Here is a 15,286-nt window from a genome sequence, read left to right as displayed (position 1 = left end):
AATGAATAATCTCACCAATATACGAGGAAAGGTCTCATGAGTTTAATCAATACTGAAATCAAACCATTCAACGCCACTGCTTACCACAAGGGTCAATTTGTGGAAGTGTCCGAGCAGGACATGAAAGGTAAATGGTCGGTTGTATTCTTCTATCCTGCTGACTTTACTTTTGTTTGTCCAACTGAATTAGGCGATCTTGCTGATCAATATACTGAATTCCAGAAAATGGGCGTAGAAATTTATGGTGTATCAACCGATACGCACTTCACCCATAAAGCTTGGCACGATACCTCTGACGTAATTGGTAAAATCCAGTACCCAATGATCGGCGATCCAACCTGGACTTTGGCGAAAAACTTTGAAGTATTGATTGAAGCTGAAGGTCTGGCAGATCGTGGTACTTTCGTGATCGATCCAGAAGGTAAAATCCAGATCGTTGAAATCAATGCTGGTGGTATTGGTCGTGATGCAGCTGAACTGCTTCGCAAAGTGAAAGCAGCGCAATATGTACACGCTCACCCAGGTGAAGTATGTCCTGCGAAATGGAAAGAAGGCGAAGCGACTCTTGCTCCTTCAATTGACTTAGTGGGTAAAATCTAATTCGCTCACTTGCTTTCGAAGCAAAAAATCCAGCACTCAGTGCTGGATTTTTTTATTGGCTGCTCAGCATGACAGCGCAATTTAAATGGTATAGCCCTGATGGCCTTCTGCCTGGGCACGTAAGCCTTCGACCAAATGTTCAATCAGTTTTTCCATCACCAGGCGCTGACCTTTGCGTGAGGCATAGATCAGTTGTACGGTTCCCATATTGGAACACCAGTCTGGCAGCAGATGGGTCAGGCGACCAGCTTTGAGATCTGCTTCTACGGTTAACAAGGGTAGATCGGCAATACCCAGGCCATCCAGGGCAGAATAGTATACGCCGGCCAGATCGTTGCTTTTGATGCGGGGTTCTAGGGGGATATCCATCTGTTCATGACTGTCGATACGATGCAGATGCCATTGATAGTGGTTTTTCTGCGTGCCTAAAACGATGGTCGGAAAGTCATTGATCTCAGTGGGGTAGTGTATCGAACGGCCTTGCAACAGCTCCGGACTGGCAACCAGACAATGCGTGGTTTTAATCACATCGCGAACGACAATGCTGGAATCTTCATTGGCTTCAAAGTTGGTGCGGATCGCCAGGTCAATCTCATCATGCAGCACATCGACACGCCGGCTGGTAATTTCCATTTCTACCTGAACCTTGGGATAAGTCTTGAGGAATTCATTCAGCAGGCTGCGGATCTGGTAGCGCATCATCACCGAAGGACAACTCAGCTTGACCAGGCCTTGTGGTTCACTTTTCTGCTTGAGCAAGACATTACGGGCACAGTCCACCTGTTGAATCAGCTTTTCGCATTCCTCAAAAAATTCCTGGCCCAGTGAGGTCACCTTAAAATGTCGGGTTGAGCGTTGAATCAGGGTGACATTGAAACGGGCTTCCAGCTCTAAAATACGTCGGCTGAGTTTGGATTTGGTGATTCCGGAGATGTCACTGGCTGCACTGAAGCCGCCATGCTTGACCACCAGATAAAAATAATAATAGTCATCAAAAGAATGCACCTTTCACCTCAATCGCCCTGCGCTCATACAATGCCCATCATAGGGGAAATCCGGGCCAGGCTAAACTGTTTCCAAGCCAGATTAATTTAATTGTTCCAACAAAAAGCGACCCGAAGGCCGCTTATTTTAGAGATGTGTATGGTTTATTTCTGTGCAGTATTCTGGCTATAGCTATTCATCAGGTTGCGGTAGTCAGGAATATGATTGCTGAATAAGCTGCCGAGACCTTCGATATCATTACGCCAGTCACGGTGCAGTTCACAAGCCAGACCAAACCAGGTCATCAGCTGTGCACCAGCCTGTGACATGCGGTTCCATGCAGCATCACGTGTCAGGTGATTAAAGGTACCAGATGCATCTGTCACGATGAATACGTCAAATTCTTCTTCAAGTGCAGACAGCGCCGGGAAGGCGACACATACTTCAGTCACCACGCCAGCAATGATCAACTGTTTTTTACCCGTGGCTTTTACCGCTTTAACAAAATCTTCATTATCCCAGGCATTAATTTGCCCTGGACGAGCAATATAAGGTGCGTCCGGGAATAGCTCTTTCAGCTCAGGAACCAACGGACCATTTGGGCCTTGTTCGAAGCTGGTGGTCAAAATGGTCGGTAAATTGAAATATTTTGCTGCTGCCGCAAGCGCCAATACATTATTTTTGAATTTATCTGGGTCAATATCACGAACCAGTGACAACAAACCAGTCTGATGGTCTACAAGTAATACGGCTGCATTGTCTTTGTCTAAACGTACATAAGGTTTTGCCATTTCTCTGTTCCTCTCTATAAAATTAGCATCCCGTCTTGGATCAAACCCAGGTTGTTCCGGGACGTGGTGATTTTTATATTAGAGCTAAAAACAGGACAAAATAAGCCCAAATTCTGGGATAAATAATCTTAAAAATAGGATAATTAAAAATTTAGACCAAAATTTTAGTTTATTTGTGTTGAATTCGGGAAGTTAAAGCAAAGATTGTCTTATATATAAGATACTGTATTCCAGCTTAGGACTATCAGCGCATCTTGGCCCGGCATAAACTGGCTGCATGTTCATCCTATCGTAATAGGAGTTAAAAGATGAAAAAAGTAATTGGTGTTTACCGTAATCAAAACATGCATTGGGTCGGTGATGGCTTTCCGGTCAAAAATCTGTTTTCCTATGACCGTTTAGGTCAGGCGATCAGTCCGTTTTTGTTGCTGGATTATGCTGCGCCCTATCATTTTGATCCGACGACTGTACAACATGGCGTGGGTTCACATCCACATCGCGGTTTTGAAACAGTGACGTTAGCCTATCAGGGGGCAGTGACGCATCAAGATTCAAGTGGCGGTGGCGGCACGATTCAGGCAGGTGATGTGCAGTGGATGACCGCAGGCTCAGGTGTAGTCCATGAAGAATTTCATTCTCCAGATTTTGCCAAACATGGCGGTCTCTTTGAAATGGTACAGCTCTGGGTCAATCTGCCGGCCAAAGACAAGATGACCACACCACGTTATCAGGCGATCACTGCGGCAGCTATTCCGCGGATTGAAATGGATGAAGAGGCGGGGCATATCCGGGTGATTGCAGGTGAGTTTGCTGGTCATCAAGGTCCTGCTCATACTTTTAGTCCGATCAATGTCTGGGATGGTGAACTGAAAGCGGAATATGAAACCACATTACATATCCCTGCCGGGCATAATGCACTGTTAGTCGTGCTGAAGGGTGAGCTGGTGGTCAATGCGAGCCAGAAAGTCCTGGACAGCTCAATTATAATGTTTGCCCGTGATGGAGATCCGGCGATTCAGTTGCAAGCCTATCAGGATACCCAGTTTGTGTTACTGACAGGCGAGCCACTCAATGAGCCCATTCAAGGTTATGGCCCGTTTGTAATGAACAGCAAGGAAGAAATTATGCAGGCATTTCAAGATTTTAATCAGGGTAAATTTGGTGAAATTGCGGTGCAGGCTGAATAGTACACCGAGCGGTTAAACAAAGAAGCCTCTGCTTTCGCAGAGGCTTTTATTTTATAAGGCGCTGTAGTTTCTTGTCGTTTTAAATAATTTACGCATAAACTCATCTTGGTGGAATCTGATGGGTTTATGGTTTTATTATGCTGTGAATCATAGGTTTTTCAAGGGCGTTTGTCAACCAAAGGTTATAAAAATGGTTAATTAAGATGTTTGTTTTTAAAGTGATTTTTCTGGTTATATGGAAAAAATATGAATAAAATCCTGAGTTTGGTGAATTTTGTAACCTGTTCAAAAAAATAGTGAAAAGCAGATTTTATCCCGTCCAATTGCCTTTACGAAAAACATATATTCTGGAAGATTTTAATAACCTGTTTGATTGGCGCATGGTACATAATTTCTGTAGTTTTTCAATGACGGATGATCAGTTTGGATATCGCAGTAATTGGTAGTGGCATGGCCGGACTGGCAACAGCCAGAATTCTCCAGGATGCAGGACATCACATCACGATTTTTGAAGCACTTCCAGGTCGTGGCATGGACAGTCATAGCCTTGAATTTGAAGGGGGGCTAATTGATGCACCTTTACGTGTGATGAATCCTTATCTGTGGAAAAACACCCTGAGTCTGGCCACGTATCTGGGCATTAAAACTTATCCGGTGCGTACCTATATGGCCTGCAGCTGGTTATTTGAAGATAAAACTGAAACCTGGCTGACCACATCGCGTAGCCGTATCGGCAATATTCCAATTATCAATAACCGTAAAGGCTTGCAGCAGTACGGCTGGCGTCTGGTCAAGGGCCTGTTGCAGCTCAAAGTGGCATTAACCAAATTTTTTAAGTCGAAAAATCAGGACATCAGCCTGGCGGAATTTATCAATCGCAATGAGATTGAAGAAGTGTTCTGGCATGGCGCCGTAATGCCGGTACTGTATACCATTTGTACCTGCAATCCGAAAACCATTGGTGAATGGCCGGCGAAACCTTTATTGATTTTCCTGCGTCAATTGACTGATGGCGATGCCTTACTACGCCTGCAAGGCGGAACACCGGCGCTGGTCGACAAACTGGTGGAAGGTATTCATATTGAAGATGGTTCAGCGATTACACTGGTTCAAGAGCAGGGCGATCAGGTCAAAGTTGAAAATGCGGCCGGTTATTCAAAACTGTTTGATCGGGTTATTGTCGCGACGCCAACCACTAAAATTGAGCAATTCCTGGATCCAACCCAGTTTGCCAGTGAAATTGAATTATTGAAGAAATTCAAATTTGAACAGGGTGAACTGGTGATTCATACCGATGCCAGCGTGATGCCGCCAAAACGTAAAGACTGGGCTGTGCTCAGCTATATGATGGATCGTAAGTTTACCCGTCAGCAATTTACAGTGTGGCTCAACTCGATTGAACCTTCTCTGGTCGGCAAGTCGGCAGTGTTCCAGACTTGGCGTCCGGTGACCGAGATTGATCCGAAAAAAGTGATTACCTCGGTCATGCTGACGCGTGCGGTGGTCGATGCCAATACCGTGGCGCTGAACAAGGAATTACAGCAGCGTCATCTGGAAGCCAATCGCAAAGTCTTTTTCTGCGGTTCATGGTCATGTGACGGTTTGCCCATTCTAGAATCGGCTGTGACCTCAGCGATGAAGATTGCGGAAATTTTCGGTGCGCCTTTACCGTTTCAGGGTTTAAAACCTGTGGTCGAGGTTGCTCCGCAACTGGGTTATTAATTGATGCAATGGCTTCAGGCACTGCGTCAGCGCTTTCCTCAGCATAAATATGCAATTCATGCAGCGGCGCTGGGGGATCAGGCGCAATTGCCTTGGAGTAATTTGGGCTATTGGCAGGCAGGACAGCAGGATTATGTTGCTGCCTGTCGCACGCTGGCCGATCAGCTCGCGCAGTGTGTCAATTTGAATTCAAAAGATAAATTACTGGATCTGGGCTGTGGTCAGGGTGCAAGTTTATTGCACTGGCAACAGCACTACCGAGTGCAATATCTAGCCGGTGTCGAATTACAAGCGGCTTGCGTGGCCACTATTCAGCAACATCTGCCAGAACTGAATGCCATCTATCAGGCCTCGTTTCTGCGTTTAAACGAATTACAATTTTCCCAGCATTTTGATGTGGTGTTGTGCCTAGATGCAGCCTATCACAGTCCTGTGCCTTTATTCTTGGAGCAGATCCGCAGTGTTTTAAATTCAAATGCGCGGATTGGTTTTCATCATCTGGTTTTGTCCGAGCGTTGGGAAAATTTAAATGCATTACAACGGCGTAAATATCAGTTTTTATTGAAATCTGCCGATGTGAATTTAAAAGATTTAATGTCTGTCGGTGCGTTGTATGCCTGTCTGGACCGTTTTGAATTTAAAAATATTCAGATTCAGGATCTGTCCGAACCGGTATTTTCCGGCTTTGCGGATTACGTGCAAAAAACTTTGAATTCAAAAGCATCAGATGATCAGGCTCAAGGCTCAAAACTGGATCATTTTAAAATTCAGATGACAGCGAAACTATGCCGAAAATTATATCAGGAAGGGATCGTGAGATATGTGCAAGTGACAGCACAATCGAAGCACTAGAAAGTGCAAGAAGACTCAGCTGAAAATACCAAAACCCAGAAACATCAAAGCCTCACTAAAAAGCGAGGCTAAGATATGGTGCCGGCACACGGATTCGAACTGTGGACCTACTGATTACAAGTCAGTTGCTCTACCAACTGAGCTATGCCGGCATGGTGGAGTGCATTTTACAGATTTTTTTTGGTCACGCAAGCCAAAAAATAACCGTTTAAACTGTTTCGGCAGGATTTGTTTATTTTGACCCGATGGATGGAAAGTTCTGTTTTTGGCTATGCGCAAAGAAATCGCCCATATGTGTAGATATGGGCGAGGGTGAAAGCACAGGATTGGTTCTGGATATGAGTCAGTTATACGGTTTATCTGTTTTTTAGGATGCGATCTAATTCTTGTGCACATTCCTCTAAAGTAAAGGCCATATCAAACTGCATTTGAGGTTTGAGTTCTTGAGCGAGGCTTCTCCACTGTTCGATGAGTCTCAAGGCTTTTTGAATTTTATGTTTATTGATGTCCTTGGCAATGGTTGGGGTGTAACCGCCACGTTTTGCATTTTTAATCTGTTTGGCATAGTTTGCGCTGTTATTCATGTTCGCTCTCCGAATAGCAGTGTATCTATTTTTTAACTTCAAATTTGAATGGCCCGGTTCACTTGGTTATTTCTTTCTATCCTGTGGTTTTTATTCTCCTTTTAGTTGATTTATAAGCAACATAACATAGCTTTGATGACAATAAAATTAAGCTATTTCTGTGCCAGTTTTTTGTTTGAACACATAAATAAAAACCTGAAATAAATGGCGTACAGAAACTGCACAATTTATCAGTTTTTTGGCTGATGAAAAATGAAGATTTTTAAAAATAGAATTGAACGTAAGTGTTGTGTTGCAAAAGATTTTTATGAACGAGGATTGATATCAATTCAATGCTCTGATTAAAGTAATGTATAACAATATTTTATAAAATAGGCAGATGATTTTTTTGCTAATCAGATGATGGATAAAATTAAATATAAAAAACCCGAATCATGTGATTCGGGTTTTTAAATTCTGGCGGTGAGAGAGGAAGTCTTAAACAAGTTATAAGCATATGAAATAAATAAATATAAATTTTTATAAATTCATATGTACCGACAAATATACCGACAAGTATTCAGAGTTGAAGTATCAGTACACGTATCATCAATTAGATTCCTTATTTCTCGATTCGAGTGTTTTTGAACATAAAACTGATTTTTTAGCTTAAAAAAATATAAGTGATTTTACTGTTTTTTCCCGATCCACGTCTGCAGTGTTGCCCTTTAAGATTTTACATCTAGTAGGAATTCAAGTGATTTTTTATCAGGTGAACGCAAATTTGAGGTTTGTCTAATTAGACTGCTTCGATCTAAATCAGTTATTCAGTTGTCACGATTTCTATAAATTTTGAGCCTGAATGGTGATGTAAAAGTAAATAAAAAAATAAATTAACCTTGAGGTTGATTTTATTACAATAATCTATATTATGTGTTTATACCGTGATGGTATTTACTCATTCAATAGAGGATGAGTTAAGCAATAGGGTTATGAAAATGTCTAAGCTAACAGAATTTGGAAAAACAGTGAGAAAACTTAGGATTGATTACGATATCAATCTTAATGAACTTGCGACTTCTATTGGTGTTAGTTCAGCTTTCTTATCAGCTGTTGAAACAGGTAAAAAGCCTATAAGTGCTGAATTAATTAAAAAAATTACAAATGCTTTAGATCTAAAGAAAGATGAAGAAAAGTTGTTAACGCATGCTGCAAGTCAAAGTATTGATAATGTGAGTGTTCGAACAAGCAATCCAGAAGAAGCAGAAATTGCTCTTATGTTTGCTAGAAGAATTCAAGATGATACTTTGGATATGGCTAAACTTAGAAAAATTCTTGAGGAGAATTAATAAATGACATCTGGACGTATGCCTAGAGGAGTTAAAGTCGCACCTTTAAGCAAACAAAGCATAAAACAAAAAGCATTAATCATTCGTGACAGGATTTTTAAACTATCACTGAACCAGCCAATAGATTTAAGTCGATGTTTAGAGCATAGATTGCATGAATTGGGAGTGGTTTTAGATATCTGGGAAATTGAGGATATGCCTGATGTGGAGGCTTTAACTAATCCAGATGCAATGACAGTTATTCTTCGTGTTGATACCTATGATGCTTTGTGTGATGTAACTGACCCAAAGCATTTTCGTGCTCGTTTCACTGTGGCCCATGAAATTGGGCATCTTATTCTCCACGAAGGATTTGCTTTAGCACGTGGGGCGATCAGACATAAACACTATGAAGATTCTGAATGGCAGGCTGATACTTTTGCAGCTGAGCTACTAATGCCAACACAAGCATGTATCGACTTATCAATTGAAGAAATTCAAGAGAATTTTCAGGTTGGCTATAAAGCAGCAAGAAATAAATTTAACTCATTAAAATGAAAAACTGATATGAAAGTTATCTCTCATATCAGTTTCGGATAGTACACCCAAGGGCTATTCGGCTCGCCTAGATGACTATAGTAAAGCGTAAGGAACTTCATTGTAGATCATTTAAGTAAGCTTTTCAAATCTCCTTGGGAGAGGAGGTGAGCTATGTGCTTAAGAAGTTAGGTACTCAAGAACCGCCGAAAGGCATGAAATGGATCTTTTGTAGATTTCGTAAAGTACGAGGCAATTCTGGCAAGGTGTTAGATGCGCATGAGTATGGTTATGAGGCATGGGCTTTTCTAGTTCCATGTGCAGCTTAAATGATCTAGGTACACAGGTAATTTTGCCTGTGTGCTTTATACAAATAATGGAGTTTTAAAATGTCAAATTATCTAATAAACCATAAAAATTGCCCTGAATGCGGCAGAAGATTAAAAAATTACTATTATTACTGTGGACACTGCGGGAATCAGGATGTAGTCAACTGGAAGACCTCAAGTATATTTCTAATGATTACTGGTGCCATATTTATTCTAGTTATTTTCTTTGTTACTAGGAATCTTTGTGAAAATTTTCTTTTCTCCCAAGTTCCATTTTGCAAGTATTTCTAAAAAATATTTATAAGGATTAGATTATGAAATTTAAAGAAAAAAGCCGCTCTATAGAAATGAATTGCCCAGTTTGTGCTGATAATATGTTTAAGCATAATGAAGATGAAAACAGTTCAATTGTTTGTAATTCATGTTCAACTGAATTTACTAGAGATGAGTTGAAAGAAGCTAATACTGAAAATATTGAGCAACATAAAAAAGAAATGGTTGATAAGGCAATTAATGAGGTAAAAAAACAGTTCCAAAAAGATATTAAAAATATCTTTAAAAATAGTAAAAACTTCAAGGTGAAATAATGACAATTGATACAGGGGATATTATTGCATTTTTAGCATTGATAGTTTCTATATATGCAATTTACCAAAACCATAAAACAAACCAGCGTCAAGCTGGTTTGTTAGATATGGAAATAAAGCTAAATGAATTCTTGATTCAAAAGGAGCAAGAAGAAGTAGTATCTAAGCTAAAAGCAGATATAAAAGGTCGATATCATAAAATTGGAACTAATCAGCATCGCTTAAAATTATGGAATGACGGATTGGGGACAGCTAAAAATGTTTCGATAGATTTTAATGCACAAGACGGTATTCCATTACTTTGGGATGATATTGAAAGTAAGTTCCCAATTGATATGACTTCTAAATATTCAGTTGAACTTTTGGCTGCCATGTGTTGGGAAACTCCGCGGAAGCATAGTATTTTCATAAAATGGGAAGATGAAACCGGTAACAACCAAAAGAAAGAATTGATACTAACTGTCCCATAAAAAATACTTTAAAGTGCTTTTTTTTAATCATAAAAAATAGGGGGATATATGGGGCTTATTCTTTTAGTCATTCATGCTGTGGTTTCGTTTGCTGTTGGTAAAGTGGTTGTTAATTCAAAGCCAGAAATAGCCAATTGGTCAGTAAACAAAAAACAAGCTTTAACGCTAGTCTGGTTTTTCTTAAGCGTAATGGTGTGGTTAGGCATTAAAGCAATGCAACCAAACTTCGCTATTGAGCAGCATCTTTTTAGCAGTATTGGTACATCAATCATTATGGGTATGATTTTCCATATGGCTTTAACCCCTAAAAAACAAACAGCCTAGAAACAAAAAGCCAGTATTAAACTTGCTTTTTTTTTATCTTTAAAGTTGAAAAGAATTCATCTTTTCAGGAAGCCCTTACTCATTAAAATGAATAAGGGTTTTTTAACTTTCTATTGTCTTTTTTTTGCCTTTGGCTTCTTAGTTTTGACTAATTTCTCTTGCTCCGCTTTTTCTACTTCAACATACTGCTCATAGAGTTCAAATAGAAAAGCAACTCGTTCTGCCTCAGAATTGAACTTTTTGCGTGAGTACGCAGCATCCACGGCTTTATCTAAAGCTTGATGAGCTTTAAGCAACTCACTAGGCATTAGTAATGGGTCATACAAATCTGCTAAAGAGTTATCAGGATATTTAGCACGGGCATCTAATACCGATTGAGCTGCATCCTCAATAGCTTTTCTCTGAGTATCTGTTAGTTTTGAAGGCCAAGGAAAATTATTATAAACAACTGATGCGGAATATTGATAATCACTTTTTAAACGTCCTGATACCACCCTTAACCAAGCATTATGCATAATTGAACACATAATTCCAAAATCATATAGAGTTGCATTTGGAATAATTTGTAGTTTGTCTCCTGCAATAAAATCTGCACCTAAAAAACCGATAGGTACATAAATTCTACGCTCAGAAGAAACCCGAGGTAATGCTAAATAACTTGTTGTAGGTTGACGATTTTCAGTAAATAAGTGTGCTCTATCAGCCCATTTTTTAGTTGATGCTTTGGTGCTAGCAAGACGCATCATTTTTACTTTTTCAATTCTCTGTATAACCAGAGGCATTTGTTTTAATTGAGAAGGCGCTATATCTACTAACCATAAGCAAAACCTAGGTGTGTTATTAATAAACTCATCTCCCATTGCAAAAGGCCTAATAAACTCTTTTGCTATTGGATTCATTTTTTCGAGTTCATTTTTTTCCTCTAAATTTAATAATAAATTTCCACCATCAGTAGGTTGACTACCTCTAGTCATAAGTGGGGCATAAGGTAAGGCTTTAGGCCTTTTTACAATAAAATTGGTAGGAGCATTTAGTAAATACTGATTGATATTATTTACTTCTTTTTTATCGGGAGTCTCTTTAGGATTATTGTATTCAAATAAGTATTTCTTATTTAAGTTATTAATAGAGAATCCTACAATTATACAATGTACCGCTGCTTTTCCTCTCGCAGCATTTTGCCAAACAAAGGTTTGATGAGCAAAATCAATAGAGAATCCTTTATTTAAAATAAAACTCCAAAGCAGAAGTGCTTGTTCACCTTGACAGATTGAGTTAGTTGAAACAAAAGCAGTCCGAACATACTGAGATTTCAGCATAATCTTTGCTGCTTTAACATACCATCCTGCTACAAAATCTAAAGAGGCGAAATTTGGTAAATCTGAGGCTACCTGAGCTAAGGATTGCTTCTGTTCAGGTGTTTGATAATTCTTACCAATAAATGGCGGATTACCAAAAATATAATCAACTGTAGGCCATAAAGCCGATAAAGCATCGGCATTTTGAATATCTGCTACTGACTTTAATGGAATACGTGCAAAGTGCGTTCCATAATGTTCTGAAACCAGCATATTAATTTGATGGTCAATCAACCACATGGCTACACGTGCAATTTGACTTGGAAAATCCTCGATTTCAATGCCATGAAATTGACTGACATTGCAGCGCACAATCGTAGATACATCGAGTAACTGGCCTTTGGCATAGATTTCTTCAATCACATCCAGTTCAAGTAAACGTAGCTCCCTATAAGCAACGATTAGGAAATTTCCGCAACCACAAGCTGGGTCTAGAAAGTCTAGATTGGCTAATTTTTCATGAAAGGTATCAAGCGCAGCAGTTTTAGCTTTTCCCCTTCCTTTTTTTCTTAACTCTTCAAATTCAGCTCGAAGGTCATCCATAAATAAAGATGAAATAACTTTGAGAATATTTTCTTCACTGGTGTAATGTGCGCCCAAGCTACGGCGTTGTTCAGCATCCATCACCGACTGGAACAAAGCCCCAAAGATTTCAGGGGAAATCTTGCTCCAGTCCATTTCACAAGCGTCAAGTAACAAGTTACGCATTTCATCATCAAATGATGCTGGGGGTAATGGTTCTGCAAATAGCTGCCCATTGATATAAGCAAAGTCTGCAAGGTCTTGATCTAGGTTTTTGAGGCGTTGTTGTTCTGGTTGATTCAATACATGAAACAGCATAGCTATTTGAGGGGCTAAATCTGAACCATCCGCTTTGGTTTTACGCTGAATGAAGTTTGTAAACTGGTACTTAGCAAAGATTCCAGTATCTTCAGCGAATAGACAGAATAACAAACGAATTAGCATGACTTCGAGTGCATGACCATCATAACCAATTGCTTTTAACTGGTCATGCAGCTTTCCCATCTTCTCGGCTGCTTCAATATTGGCAGCTTCTTCGGCTTGTTTAATCTCGGTAATTTGATCATGTAAAAAACCGAAGAGGTGGACATGATCGGCTAACTCAGCAACAGGAATTTGGGTGTGCTCTTGTGTTTCCAAATCACACAATCGAAGAAATTCAAAATCGCAGACAATTACATAACGAGGTAATTGAGCAGGATCGACTTTCGCAGTCGCTTCCAAATATCCAATAGCTTGATGGAAAGCCTTTTCTAAGTCTTGACCTCGACTTTTTTGCTCACAGACCAATTTACCCGGCCAGAACACATCAATAAAACCACGATGCCCATTAAGCTTAGTAAGCTTGGCTTCAAATATCCCGACTTGACGACGGCTAATGCCAAAAACCGCAAAAAACTCATTCCAGAATGTTTGAGACTCAGCTTTTTCACTAATCTCATCTTTCCAATCTTTACTAAACTTACGGGCATTCTTAATGATTTGATTGCGTGAAATTGACACAGATACCCTCACATAAATATTTTGCTTTATTAGCTTCAACTGAACTGAATAAAAATTTTCTATTTGCTAAACCTATTATGGCTTGGTTACCCCCTAACCAATTCGAAGTATATACGCTGATTGTTTGTTTTACCTATCCATCTTTTTAATGAAAGTTTTTGCCAGTAAAATCCATCATAAAAAAGTACTTGACATGGAGCTTCATGGGGTTATTTCCTCAAATAGCTAAAACAACCCTAAGTTTTCAGTTTAAATCCATATAAGCTATTGTTTTATATTAGTAATTTACAGCGTAAAAGCTAGATGTTAAAAAAGCTCGTTTTGAGACTATTTCTTGGTAGTTTATGTCAATAAAAATGTCAATAGAAAAATTTTTCTTATCAAGTATTTACATGGATTAATAAAGAAAATATGTCAAAATGTTTGTCAAGAAAAAGCCCTCATCGAAAGGAGGGCTTAAAGAGCTCTTATTTACAACCTACAAGAATAAGTCCATCTTGTTCAGATAAAAAATTTAGATCAATTAACTTATCAATATCTCGATAGAATGTTCTTTCTACCTTACCGTTGTATAGCGATTGAATTTGTGGAATTCGGTATAACTCAGCTTTAGATAAGAATTTATTATTCTCACCAACGGCTCTCATTAAGTTATGAATTAAATTAAATTGTCTATCAGAAATTTTCTTACTAAATTTGGCATGAGTAAGAGCTGTTTGATACAGTAATAATTCAATTAATTTATTACTTTCATCATGTAAATACTCAATTGTTTCAAACATTCCTTTTAATACAAAATCTATAAAGGGTTGATTTGATTTTTCCTCTTTTCTATCAGCTTGTTTTCGACAATAATTAAATAATGCAAAATATTGATGAATATTTATTTGATAGTATTTCCATATAGCCGAAGAACTAAATCTATAGCCAGATTGTTCTAAAATAAACATTTCAATTAAACGGCCAGTACGTCCATTACCATCCCAAAATGGATGAATTAACTCGAAATAATAATGAGCCAAACATGCACGAACAATTGCTGGTTGATTAATGATATTAGGGCTATTTAACCAATCTACCCATGCTTGAACTAAATACTCAATATCTTCTATGCATTTAGGTGGTCTATAGGTTCCTCCATGGGCATCATTACCTACAATAGTTTTTTGTGTTGGCTGATTATTTCGTAATTGTCCAGCTGGGTTATGTTGGTCTTCTAAATTTTGAGATACTAACGTATGTAGTTGAAACATAGTAGCAAGCTCAAAAGGCTTACCGACTGTAGGATTTAATTGCTTTGAACTAGCATTTTTAACCCAATTAATAGCCTCTTTTAAATTGGTAAGTCGTCTTTCTTCGGATTTTTGAATATTTTTAGGGTCTTGTTTTAAAATATTAGCTGTTTCTTGTTCTGTAAACTGACCTCCTTCAATAGTGTTGGTGCTATAAACACTGCTGGCAAGTACTTTTTCTTGTACCTCATCAATAATTAAAGACAGGCTAGGAATTTTATTAAAACGATTTTGTGAATCATTCACTCTATCAAGTAGAGGTCGAACTTCTTGTAGTTCAAAACCCAGCTGAAATGTAAAAGAGCCTGACCTATAGGTCATAACTCTAAGGGTAGTATCATCAACCCAAGTTTTACTTTGTTCAGGCATATTTTGTCAGTGAAAATGTCAAAGAAAATGTCAAAACATTAATATTGTATTTCAATTAGTTAGTCAATTTTTAATTGTTAAAATGTCAAAAAAAATGTCAAATATAATGTCAAGAAAAGAAGGTGTGATTTTATTTATTAGATATCAATAAGTTATGATTGTTAAAAATAAAACAAACAACTTATAACCATCAAGGCAATTGTAGTAAGTTATTACACATTTAGACTGTACCCCCTATTAGCGGTATTCTTTCTGTTTTTTAATACGCAGGCTACTCTGGGGGTAGCTTTTTCTGCTTTTAAAAAGATTTTATTAGGAATCTTGATTAATAGGCTATTGAGGCTTATGTGTCGGTAAATAGTAGCTTTAAGTTTATTTGTTCTCCTATCCTTCCAGAATGTGGAAGTTGTAGCGCTGTCGTTAGCAATACTACTATCCAAGAAAATTTTTAGATTTTGAAGTATGGTCT

At 38.6% G+C, this 15,286-nt stretch carries 14 protein-coding genes and 1 tRNA gene; 9 read left to right on the top strand and 6 right to left on the bottom strand.

All coding sequences use genetic code 11. From position 1 onward, the window contains the following. Positions 1-36: 36 nt before the first annotated feature. Positions 37-600, top strand: a complete 564-nt coding sequence (ahpC, locus tag KT990_RS08425) for an alkyl hydroperoxide reductase subunit C (RefSeq protein ID WP_005173184.1) — start codon at positions 37-39, stop codon at positions 598-600. Between the two features lie 81 nt (positions 601-681). Here the strand turns inward: ahpC and KT990_RS08420 are convergent, their stop codons facing one another. Both KT990_RS08420 and ycaC read right to left on the bottom strand, forming a co-directional pair. Next, positions 682-1,605, bottom strand: a complete 924-nt coding sequence (locus KT990_RS08420; protein WP_218208627.1) for a LysR substrate-binding domain-containing protein — start codon at positions 1,603-1,605, stop codon at positions 682-684. A 143-nt stretch (positions 1,606-1,748) separates the two neighbouring features. Next, positions 1,749-2,375 (bottom strand): isochorismate family cysteine hydrolase YcaC, encoded by a 627-nt coding sequence (gene ycaC / locus KT990_RS08415; RefSeq protein ID WP_005095149.1) that lies wholly within the window; start codon positions 2,373-2,375, stop codon positions 1,749-1,751. 308 nt (positions 2,376-2,683) lie between these two features. On the opposite strand from ycaC, the gene KT990_RS08410 reads away from it, so the two are divergent. The 3 genes from KT990_RS08410 (at position 2,684) to KT990_RS08400 (ending at position 6,136) form a co-directional block, all read left to right on the top strand. Next, positions 2,684-3,562: a pirin family protein gene (locus tag KT990_RS08410; protein ID WP_100329487.1), complete on the top strand. Its 879-nt coding sequence runs from the start codon at positions 2,684-2,686 to the stop codon at positions 3,560-3,562. 414 nt (positions 3,563-3,976) lie between these two features. Further along, on the top strand, positions 3,977-5,284 hold the full coding sequence (locus KT990_RS08405; protein WP_005173177.1) for an FAD-dependent oxidoreductase: 1,308 nt from the start codon (positions 3,977-3,979) through the stop codon (positions 5,282-5,284). Positions 5,285-5,287: 3 nt separating this feature from the next. Beyond that, positions 5,288-6,136, top strand: a complete 849-nt coding sequence (locus tag KT990_RS08400; protein WP_218208626.1) for an SAM-dependent methyltransferase — start codon at positions 5,288-5,290, stop codon at positions 6,134-6,136. Positions 6,137-6,212: 76 nt separating this feature from the next. On the opposite strand, the gene KT990_RS08395 is transcribed toward KT990_RS08400, so the two are convergent. Together KT990_RS08395 and KT990_RS08390 are read right to left on the bottom strand one after the other, a co-directional pair. Further along, a tRNA-Thr gene (locus KT990_RS08395) sits at positions 6,213-6,288 on the bottom strand. A 204-nt stretch (positions 6,289-6,492) separates the two neighbouring features. Then, entirely contained in the window at positions 6,493-6,720 is a 228-nt protein-coding gene (locus KT990_RS08390; protein WP_004647282.1) for a hypothetical protein, read from the bottom strand. Positions 6,721-7,697: 977 nt separating this feature from the next. Between KT990_RS08390 and KT990_RS08385 the strand changes: the two genes are divergently transcribed. The 5 genes from KT990_RS08385 to KT990_RS08365 all read left to right on the top strand — a co-directional run bounded on the left by KT990_RS08385 (position 7,698) and on the right by KT990_RS08365 (position 10,274). After that, on the top strand, positions 7,698-8,048 hold the full coding sequence (locus KT990_RS08385; RefSeq protein ID WP_218208625.1) for a helix-turn-helix domain-containing protein: 351 nt from the start codon (positions 7,698-7,700) through the stop codon (positions 8,046-8,048). 3 nt (positions 8,049-8,051) lie between these two features. Further along, complete coding sequence (locus KT990_RS08380) at positions 8,052-8,585, top strand: ImmA/IrrE family metallo-endopeptidase (protein ID WP_218208624.1); 534 nt, start codon at positions 8,052-8,054, stop codon at positions 8,583-8,585. 622 nt (positions 8,586-9,207) lie between these two features. Then, a complete protein-coding gene (locus tag KT990_RS08375) occupies positions 9,208-9,480 on the top strand; it encodes an ECs_2282 family putative zinc-binding protein (RefSeq protein WP_218208623.1) in 273 nt (90 codons plus the stop codon). After that, positions 9,480-9,950, top strand: a complete 471-nt coding sequence (locus KT990_RS08370) for a hypothetical protein (RefSeq protein ID WP_218208622.1) — start codon at positions 9,480-9,482, stop codon at positions 9,948-9,950. Before KT990_RS08375 ends, KT990_RS08370 begins: the two co-directional genes overlap by 1 nt. Before the next feature lie 48 nt (positions 9,951-9,998). Continuing rightward, a complete protein-coding gene (locus KT990_RS08365) occupies positions 9,999-10,274 on the top strand; it encodes a hypothetical protein (protein WP_218208621.1) in 276 nt (91 codons plus the stop codon). Positions 10,275-10,384: 110 nt separating this feature from the next. Here KT990_RS08365 and KT990_RS08360 read toward each other — a convergent pair whose 3' ends face one another. Continuing rightward, a complete protein-coding gene (locus KT990_RS08360; protein ID WP_218208620.1) occupies positions 10,385-13,156 on the bottom strand; it encodes a DNA methyltransferase in 2,772 nt (923 codons plus the stop codon). A 467-nt stretch (positions 13,157-13,623) separates the two neighbouring features. Continuing rightward, the gene (locus KT990_RS08355) at positions 13,624-14,817 is read right to left on the bottom strand and encodes a Fic family protein (protein WP_218208619.1); all 1,194 of its coding nucleotides are present in this window, start codon (positions 14,815-14,817) and stop codon (positions 13,624-13,626) included. Between the last annotated feature and the right edge of the window lie 469 nt (positions 14,818-15,286).

It is taken from the genome of Acinetobacter sp. F9, assembly GCF_019195275.1.
Taxonomy (GTDB): Bacteria; Pseudomonadota; Gammaproteobacteria; order Pseudomonadales; family Moraxellaceae; genus Acinetobacter; species Acinetobacter pseudolwoffii.
This window is presented reverse-complemented; position numbering and strand designations above follow the sequence as displayed.

What these genes read in the sequence shown, in the direction of transcription:
- ahpC (WP_005173184.1), top strand. Translation starts at nt 37, where the DNA reads ATGAGTTTAATCAATACTGAAATCAAACCATTCAACGCCACTGCTTAC.
- ycaC (WP_005095149.1), bottom strand. Translation starts at nt 2,375, where the DNA reads ATGGCAAAACCTTATGTACGTTTAGACAAAGACAATGCAGCCGTATTA.
- KT990_RS08410 (WP_100329487.1), top strand. Translation starts at nt 2,684, where the DNA reads ATGAAAAAAGTAATTGGTGTTTACCGTAATCAAAACATGCATTGGGTC.
- KT990_RS08405 (WP_005173177.1), top strand. Translation starts at nt 3,977, where the DNA reads ATGATCAGTTTGGATATCGCAGTAATTGGTAGTGGCATGGCCGGACTG.
- KT990_RS08400 (WP_218208626.1), top strand. Translation starts at nt 5,288, where the DNA reads ATGCAATGGCTTCAGGCACTGCGTCAGCGCTTTCCTCAGCATAAATAT.
- KT990_RS08390 (WP_004647282.1), bottom strand. Translation starts at nt 6,720, where the DNA reads ATGAATAACAGCGCAAACTATGCCAAACAGATTAAAAATGCAAAACGT.
- KT990_RS08385 (WP_218208625.1), top strand. Translation starts at nt 7,698, where the DNA reads ATGTCTAAGCTAACAGAATTTGGAAAAACAGTGAGAAAACTTAGGATT.
- KT990_RS08380 (WP_218208624.1), top strand. Translation starts at nt 8,052, where the DNA reads ATGACATCTGGACGTATGCCTAGAGGAGTTAAAGTCGCACCTTTAAGC.
- KT990_RS08375 (WP_218208623.1), top strand. Translation starts at nt 9,208, where the DNA reads ATGAAATTTAAAGAAAAAAGCCGCTCTATAGAAATGAATTGCCCAGTT.
- KT990_RS08370 (WP_218208622.1), top strand. Translation starts at nt 9,480, where the DNA reads ATGACAATTGATACAGGGGATATTATTGCATTTTTAGCATTGATAGTT.
- KT990_RS08365 (WP_218208621.1), top strand. Translation starts at nt 9,999, where the DNA reads ATGGGGCTTATTCTTTTAGTCATTCATGCTGTGGTTTCGTTTGCTGTT.
- KT990_RS08355 (WP_218208619.1), bottom strand. Translation starts at nt 14,817, where the DNA reads ATGCCTGAACAAAGTAAAACTTGGGTTGATGATACTACCCTTAGAGTT.